Here is an 8478-nt window from a genome sequence, read left to right as displayed (position 1 = left end):
GGCTCAGGGCGAACAACTTTGTAGAAAACATCTTTTCCACATGTATGGCACTGCATAATCTCAGAATTAAAATCAACCCTTGGAACTATCATAACTAATTTACATAAACTCTAATATATTTGTATTTGGTAATTAATTACTACATTTACCCCGTTTTGATAGAGGTTCGATAGAGATTAAAAAAGTTCAGTATGAGATTACTAATTGTAAGTATTTGTCTGGTCGTGGCAAGTCTTACCGCATCTGCACAGAATGTGGTGGTAAAGACTAATTTATTATACGACATAACCGCAACAGCAAATCTTGGTATAGAATTTAAAGTGGCTCCGAAATGGACTGTAGACATATCGGGGAATCTCAATGCATGGACTTTCAGCGATAATAAGAAATGGAAACACTGGGTGCTGCAGCCCGAAGCACGCTATTGGCTGTGCGAACGTTTTAACGGACATTTTGTCGGTGCGCATCTTGTAGGCGGCATCTATAATATGGGAAACTGGAATACAGACTTTACTTTCCTGGGTACCGATTTCGGACAGCTGAAAGAACACCGCTACGAAGGCTGGCTGGTAGGGGCAGGCATAGCCTACGGATACCACTGGATGCTGGGCAGGCATTGGAGTGTAGAGGCTGAGATAGGCATCGGATATGTCTATACTCAGGCAGATAAGTACGAGTGTCCGCGCTGCGGAGAGCAGCTGGAAAACAACAAGCCACACCATTATGTGGGACCTACCAAAGCAGCGGTCAATCTCATTTATGTATTCTAACGGAAGGGAGGCGGTGGATATGAAAAGAATGACACGTAACATATTATCTTATTTGTTCGGGAGCGGGTTGGCTTTGTTGCCACTCATGTCTTTTGCACAGGTACCATCGGCGGGCAATGCTGTCGGTGTCGATGACGTACAGATCAGCCGTGTGCGCGACAGTGTACGCATCACATTGCTGTTCCGTCTCGATAGCCTTCAGATACGTTCCAACCGTTCGCTGGTGCTTCAGCCGTTTTTCAAGGGAGAAAGCGGCGGGCAATGGTTGCCCTCCGTCGAACTGATGGGTCGCAAGCGTTACCTGTATTACCTGCGTAATGATTCGCTTGTTTATGCCGGAACGCCTTGCCGCGTGGTGAAAGCCGGTAAAGGGATGCCGTCCCGGCTTCCCTATCAGGCAGTCCTGCCCTACCAGCCGTGGATGGAAGGTGCGTCGCTCTATCTGGGTAAGGACGAATGCGGGTGCGGACAAGTAATAAACACCATGCAGCAGCCCCTTGCCGTAGCAGATATTGCGTGGCATCCGGCATTGGCATACATTGCTCCGCAGGTCGAGACTGTAAAGAGCCGTCAGCTCAGCGGCCGTGCTTACCTCGATTTTCCTGTCAACAAGACCGAAATTTACCCTGATTACCGGCGTAATCCGGCAGAACTGGCAAAGATACGTGCCACGATAGACAGTGTGCGTGCCGATAAAGACGTGAATATCGTGCAGATATACGTCAAGGGATATGCTTCGCCCGAAGGCACTTACCGTTCGAATGCACGTCTGGCAGAAGGCCGTACCGAGGCATTAAAAGGATATATCATGAACCGTTACGGGCTGGCCGACAGCTTGTTTGCCGTAGACAGCGAGCCCGAGAACTGGGAAGGGCTGCGTGCCTACGTAGCCGGAAGCAGCCTTGCCGATAAGGAAGGCATCCTGGAGATAATCGATAGTAAAGATGAGCCTGATGCCAAAGAGCGGCGTTTGCGTTCGGCTTATCCGCAGGCATACCGCACCCTGCTTGCCGACTGCTATCCCGGACTGCGCCGTTCCGATTACCGCATCGATTATGTGATACGCGGATTCAATGCCGATGAGGCGAAGCAGGTCATCCGCACCCGCCCGCAGAACCTTTCGCTACAGGAAATGTTTGCCGTGGCGCAGACCTACCGTCCCGGAAGTCCGGAGTTTATCGAGGTGTTCCAGATAGCCGTGCAATACTACCCTACCGACCCGGTGGCAAACCTCAATGCGGCAAATGCCTTGCTCGAACAAGGACTAGCGCAGCAGGCCATGCCTTACCTGATGAAAGCGGGCGACAGTCCGCAGGCAGCCAATGCACGGGGCGTAGCCTTACGTATGCTGGAACGGTACGATGAAGCCGTCCGCTGGCTCCACCAAGCTTCCGAAGCCGGACTGGAGGAAGCCCAAGCCAACCTGTCGGGCATTTGAAGGCTCACCACAGATTACACAGATTGAATAATTAATTTTTCATTGCCAATAAAAAATCTGTGTAATCGGTGGTGAAAGAAAAGAGAGTGGTTTTGATAGAGATAACTTTCGTTCTTTGACTTATTGGGAAATACGGGAAAAACAATTAACTTTGCAGTGATAAGTTTAAATGAATATTCGCATTTTGCCCAATGCGCCCCTACGTTGGCTAATTGCGGAATCCATTAGATTTTTTGTAGAATTTCAAAACAGTTTCCTAGTCATACTACTGACTTTTTCGAATAATACAATCAATCCGCCAGTCCCAATGCAGTAGGACTGCTGTTTCATTGCACCGGTACTCCAGTCCTAGTACTATAAGGACTGCAGTCCTGAGCCCTTAGGATTTTGCGAGGACTGAACCTCCCGGTACTGCGAAAGCTGCTTTCTTGCCAAAGTCATATATCATAGTCTTTTTTCATAAGACCAGTTCCCTTTTTCCCGTATTTCCCATGAGTTCGAAGGCAAAAGGTAACAAGTGTATTAAAAACTTAGCCAACTAAAAAAGAGATTACTAATTTAATTATACTACGATTATGAAAAAAGTGAAGTATTTAGCAATGTTGCTCGCGGCAGGCATGTTCGCCGCATGTAGCGACAATTTGGAAGACACAGGCGCAGGAAATGCGGGTGGGACTACTCCTGCTACAGGAGAAGGCTATGTGAAAGTGGCGATTAATATGCCTACTACGAGCGGAGGTATGTCAAGAGCTGATGATGATGGAACAGATACAGGAAATAACGATGTTATTTTTGATGATGGTAAATCTGATGAATACAATATAACAGGTGGCATAATAGCTTTCTTTGCGGGTACAGCCGAAAATACAGCAAAATTTAAAAAGGCTTATGACTTAGGTGATTTATCTTTTTCCAATCAAAATCCAGCAGATGATCAAGTAAGCTCTCGTGTCGCTACGATAACAGAAGCACCAGTTGTTCCTACTGGTACAACATTGTATGCGCTTGTTATATTGAATCCTAATCAGGTAGTTACTATCAAAGATTCGCAAACAGAAGGTGATTTAATTGTGGGAGGTACTCTTTTATCATCAACTAGTACATTGTCAGATTTGCAGGACAATCTTGCTACAACCGTTGATGCATGTACGAAAATAAATGGAACAGGGACGCAAACAAGTTTCCTAATGACTAATGCTCCACTTACATCAACAAATGGTGATAATGTATCAACAACAGAGGGAACAGCAATAACCGCTCAAACTTTAGTACCGGTAAAAGTTTATGCTACAAGAGAATTGGCTAATGATGCAAATGCGGCTCCTGATGAAATTTATGTAGAGCGCATTGTTGCAAAGGTGACTTTAAAGGGGTTTGACAGCAATAAACAGATTATAGTCGATAATACTAATAGTGCGTATGATGGTGATGTCGTAACATTAGAAGGTTGGACATTGAATGTAACTAATAATTATACTTATCTCGTACGTAAAGTAAGTGAACTTAGTACGTGGGCAAAATATACTGACAATGACAATGCGATAGGTGATCGTTTCATCGGAAATACAGCTGTTAATTCAAATGCTACAACTAAGCAATATCGAATTTATTGGGCTGAGGATCCAAATTATAGCAGTCTTATAGCTGGTGAAACTAATTTCACGATTTATAAAGAATCTGATACTAATATTCCATGGATTGAGAATTGTGAATCTAAAGAGTCAATAGGTGCGGACAATTATCCTGCCTATTGCTTAGAAAACACATTTAATACGGATAATCAGAATAGGAATAAAACCACAACCCTTTTGCTTAAAGCTAAATATGATATGACTGGAACTGGTGATCAATCATTCTTTGTTGTAGGGAACATAGCTCAAGCATATACAGAAACCGATTTTCTGAATTATGTCAAAACAAAAGTAAGTGGTTTGAGTGAAGCAACATTAACTATTAAACCTGATGCTGCTGGCGGTTTCTATAATAAAGAAGGTGGTACGAAAAAACTTTCAGATATTATATTGAATAATGGTTCTGCTATAGAGGGAGATAATGCGACAGCATTAAATAATTTGGGACAAGTCAATTATTATAAAGATGGCGTTAGTTATTATTATAGTGTACTTATCAAACACTTTGGAGATGGTGAAACGCCATATGTGGCAGGTGAATCATATACAGAAGCCAAACATTTAGGGCGTTATGGCGTTGTTCGTAATAACTGGTATGAAATTAATATTACAGGAATAAGTGGACCTGGTTTGCCGGAAATTGAAGATCCAGATCCAGATCCAGATGATGGAACGGAAGGTTTTGTAAAATGTGCAATAAATGTCCTCTCGTGGGCAAGACGCACTCAAAACGTAGAACTCTAATTTTGTAAAAGCAAAATATAAGCAATGTCATCCTGAGCGGAGCGAAGGATCTCGTGAACATCCACGTGGGCGCATCCGAGATGCTTCACTGCGTTCAGCATGACAACTGATTTTCATCAAATTAGGAAAGAAAAACCTCTGTGCCATAGTGTTCATTATTAATTGTTAATTATTAATTACCCTCTGTGCCCCTGTGCTCATTATTAACTATTAATTATTAATTGTTAATTATTAAATGAAAGCGATATATACCCTACGAATGCTGGCTATCCTGTGGGCTGGAATCACCCTTTCCGCCTGCACCGACTGGATGTACGACGACCGCAGCGGATGCGAACACGGCGTATGCCTTAGCTTCAAGTACGACTATAACCTGCAGCGTGCCGACATGATCGGCCACGTGGGTAGCGTAGGCGTATTTGTTTACGATGAAGAAGGACGCTTTGTCACTTCCTATATCGAGCCAAATCTCCGCCGCACGCAGCCCTGCCTGTACCTCGACTTGCCCCAAGGAAACTACCAGTTCCTTGCCGTAGCCCAGCAGCGTTCTTTCGACGAGCTGCAAGCCGGACCCGGAGCAAACTTCACCTGGTCGGCACCCGATGCCGGAGACGGGATAGACGACTTCAGTGTATCGCTGGCACATCAAGACCTGGGCAACGGCTTCGCCACGGTGCCTCATGGTAACTTGCCGCTGGACACGCTTTGGCACGCCGTCAGCGCAACGCCTCTTTACGTCCCTGCCGAAGGCTATGCTTACGATACACTTTCGCTGGTGCGCGACACCAAGTCGATATCCGTATCCTTGCGTGAGATAGACCGTCCCGAAACTATGGACGTTGCCGACTATGATTTCTTCATTTACCACCGCGACCTGACCATGGCATACAGCCCGGCAACGCACGACCTGGAAGCATCTGCCCAAGCACGCACGGCTATCTATACGCCCTACGCCACTTGGAACACTTCGGACACCGATGCTTCGGCAGCAAGGTCGGACGCCGGACGCACGGCACATGCCGACTTCATGACCTCACGTCTCTATGCCGATGGCGCCGAAGAAGACCGTGCACGCCTCGTCATCCGCCACCGCGACACAGACCATACAGTGATAGAAGCCGACCTGTGCAACCTCTTGGGTCAGCTTCGCAACTACGATGAAACGCAGCGTTACTCCCTCCAAGAGTTCCTCGACCGCGGCTACGACTTCCGCCTCACCTTCTTCCTGCAAGGTGGCGAGTGGCAATACGCCGAAGTATCCATCGGCATCCTCGGCTGGAGCAAGCGCATCCAGAATGTATCATTAGATTAAGCAAAACCATGAAACGAAACGCTCTGACATACCTCCTCCTCCCCTTCCTGCTGGCACTGCTCGTCACTGCCTGCAAGGACGACACGCTTCCCGTTTCTCCCGCAGAAGAAGAGGAAGCAGGCAGCGGCGTGTATGTAAGTGTGGTAGTGAATACAGGCGGCAGCAATGCTTCAAGAGTGCCTACGCCGGGAGAAGACGGTGACGATCCGCAAGCAGGTACAGTTGAGGAGAGCAGTGTGTATGACTTGAATGTATTTTTCTTTCAAGGAGATGACGGGATAAACTCTTCCAATGCGGAAAATATAGACGTGAAATGCTTGTTTTTTGATGAAGACGAATTGCAATATGATGGAAAAAATAGTGAAAGCAACTATGATGCCATTTATTCTGTAACAAAAGAAGTGAGTGCTGAAACAAATTTACAAATAGGTCAAACTTACGATGTGCTGGTGGTGGCCAATTATGGCAGGAACATGTCTATCGTATTGGAAAGAAACACTTTGGCCGAGCTACGCGAAATAAAATATCATGCCATGTCTGAAACAGGAGGAGTGCATCACTTTTTGATGTCATCAGCTGGTCCGGATGTCAGTAAGATAACTATAGAAGCAAACAATTCGAAAAATAATCCTTCTACAGTTACCGTAAATGTAGAACGGACAGTGGCACGAGTTGATTATCATCTAGCCTATCCCGAAGCTCAACCTTATTTTACACCAAAAAACGCGCCCAATGATAAGGTTAAAATCATAGGGGCAACATTGGTAAATAAATACAATAGCCAGTCTTATGTATTTAAACGTGTAACACAAGATATTAACATCTCTCCGACATCAGATGTCGTTTATTTAGGGGATGAAAAAGGGAGTAGTACGGAAATTGCTTCCAACTATGTGGTAGATCCAAAAACATTGAATCCGCCTACCGATAACATTAAAAATGAATATGATAAAATTTATTTCCCGACTTATACTAATTGGGGAGGTATAAATTGGAGAGAACCAAGTACGGAGATTTTTTCAAAACAAAATGGAGTAACTTATGGATTTTTGGATTATACCCAAGAGAATGTGGTGTCGGCAGAAGTCGTATCTGAGAGTCGTGCCCAATATTGTACAGGAATAGTGTTTAAGGCACAATACACACCCAATAGCTTTACAGAAGGCACTACTTTCTACTGGTATGCTAACCAATTTTATCCTTCTTTGGATGATATAAAAATTGATGGCATTACCCTGACAGACAATAATTGCAAAAAATATGGCGTCTATAAATATGAGAACGGTATTTGTTATTACACTTACTGGATACGTCATGCCGATGACAACAATCCGGATGTAATCAGTCCGATGGAATATGCCATTGTGCGGAACAACATCTATCAACTGAATGTGACAAGTGTGAATGGTATAGGAAGTGTAGAACCCACGGGAGATGCGCAAGTAATTATCACTGTGTATGTAGAAGATTGGAAAGATATACCAACAAACGCTGTAGAATGGTAAAGAAATTATGGGTAAGTTATTTTTCAATATAATAGGCAAGCTTGGGATTGTGCTCTGCGTATGTTTGACTATCATGGCTTGTGCCGATGATATGGCGGAACAGGTAAATAACGAAAGCTCAAAAGCTACGGTCAACCTAACATTCAACACACGCGCCAACGAAGGAGACATAGATGCCAACGAAGGCATTAAAACCCTGCGCATCATCGTGACAGACGAGGCAGGTACCATCCTTTATAATCAAAAAGAAAGCGGACTGGGCGATGTGGAACGCCACACCGTAAGCATAGAACTGCCGAAAACAAAAGTACGTTTCTATGTCTTTGCCAATGAGGAGAGTATGGGGCGTGAATTTGATACTGAGGGTTTGGAGCAAGACGGCCTTTTGGCAGAAGGCAAACTGACTTCCGGAAATATCTTGGGAATGGCGTGGACAGATACGGAACGTGCTCACTTCCCCAAGCTGGCCACAGATGAGTCTATAGCACAATTTGGGCTTCCCATGACAGGATGCAGGGGAGTGCAAGCTCACGATACATACAAAGATGACGGCATCCCCGTGGACCTGACCAACAAGAAGGTGGAACAAATAGAAATACCGTTGGTAAGGTGTGTAATAAAGATAGTGGTGGATATTACGAACGCCAAGATTGGTGATGAGTACTTGGATATAAACGCAGTGAACTTCGGGCGCTTCTTTCCTGACAAGGTATATTACTATATGCACAGTAACAGGACAATGCCGCAGGGAACAAATGTAACATACCATGACTTTGATTTAGAACCGTCCGTCAGTATTCCCCAAGGGGAAGAACGCACGGTATGCACTGTTTACACTTACCCCGTTACTTTACCAAACTCTGGAGATGTTTACCGTTATAGCATCGGTCTGAATGATGAGAGAGACTACAAAGTGTTCCTCACAAAAAACGGAGAAAGAGGTAACACATATATTCCACGCAACAGCAGGTTGGTCATCAAAGGTACCATGTCCGGAACGTTGACGATAAACTGGACAGACCTCTATCTTGTGGTATGTTGTTGGGAAGACAAAAATATGGATATAACATTTGAGTGA

At 44.9% G+C, this 8478-nt stretch carries 6 protein-coding genes; all 6 read left to right on the top strand.

Annotated elements, in window-relative coordinates:
* Positions 1-191: 191 nt before the first annotated feature.
* Positions 192-770 (top strand): DUF3575 domain-containing protein, encoded by a 579-nt coding sequence (locus tag B5F25_RS16160; RefSeq protein ID WP_087250754.1) that lies wholly within the window; start codon positions 192-194, stop codon positions 768-770.
* 28 nt (positions 771-798) lie between these two features.
* Complete coding sequence (locus B5F25_RS16155) at positions 799-2208, top strand: DUF3868 domain-containing protein (RefSeq protein WP_158100039.1); 1410 nt, start codon at positions 799-801, stop codon at positions 2206-2208.
* A 575-nt stretch (positions 2209-2783) separates the two neighbouring features.
* Positions 2784-4583, top strand: coding sequence for an Mfa1 family fimbria major subunit (locus tag B5F25_RS16150; RefSeq protein ID WP_087250749.1), 1800 nt, complete (start codon positions 2784-2786; stop codon positions 4581-4583).
* Positions 4584-4818: 235 nt separating this feature from the next.
* Positions 4819-5895: a FimB/Mfa2 family fimbrial subunit gene (locus tag B5F25_RS16145; protein ID WP_087250747.1), complete on the top strand. Its 1077-nt coding sequence runs from the start codon at positions 4819-4821 to the stop codon at positions 5893-5895.
* A gap of 8 nt (positions 5896-5903) precedes the next feature.
* Positions 5904-7400 (top strand): Mfa1 family fimbria major subunit, encoded by a 1497-nt coding sequence (locus B5F25_RS16140; protein WP_087250744.1) that lies wholly within the window; start codon positions 5904-5906, stop codon positions 7398-7400.
* Positions 7401-7407: 7 nt separating this feature from the next.
* Positions 7408-8478, top strand: coding sequence for a hypothetical protein (locus B5F25_RS16135; protein WP_087250742.1), 1071 nt, complete (start codon positions 7408-7410; stop codon positions 8476-8478).

It is taken from the genome of Bacteroides sp. An19 (genome assembly GCF_002160215.1).
Taxonomy (GTDB): Bacteria; Bacteroidota; Bacteroidia; order Bacteroidales; family Bacteroidaceae; genus Phocaeicola; species Phocaeicola intestinalis.
Note: the sequence above shows the minus strand (reverse complement) of the source record. Positions and strands in the feature narration are given on the sequence as shown.

Coding starts and splice junctions, on each gene's coding strand:
- B5F25_RS16150 (WP_087250749.1), top strand. CDS start 2,784: ATGAAAAAAGTGAAGTATTTAGCAATGTTGCTCGCGGCAGGCATGTTC.
- B5F25_RS16145 (WP_087250747.1), top strand. CDS start 4,819: ATGAAAGCGATATATACCCTACGAATGCTGGCTATCCTGTGGGCTGGA.
- B5F25_RS16160 (WP_087250754.1), top strand. CDS start 192: ATGAGATTACTAATTGTAAGTATTTGTCTGGTCGTGGCAAGTCTTACC.
- B5F25_RS16140 (WP_087250744.1), top strand. CDS start 5,904: ATGAAACGAAACGCTCTGACATACCTCCTCCTCCCCTTCCTGCTGGCA.
- B5F25_RS16155 (WP_158100039.1), top strand. CDS start 799: ATGACACGTAACATATTATCTTATTTGTTCGGGAGCGGGTTGGCTTTG.
- B5F25_RS16135 (WP_087250742.1), top strand. CDS start 7,408: ATGGGTAAGTTATTTTTCAATATAATAGGCAAGCTTGGGATTGTGCTC.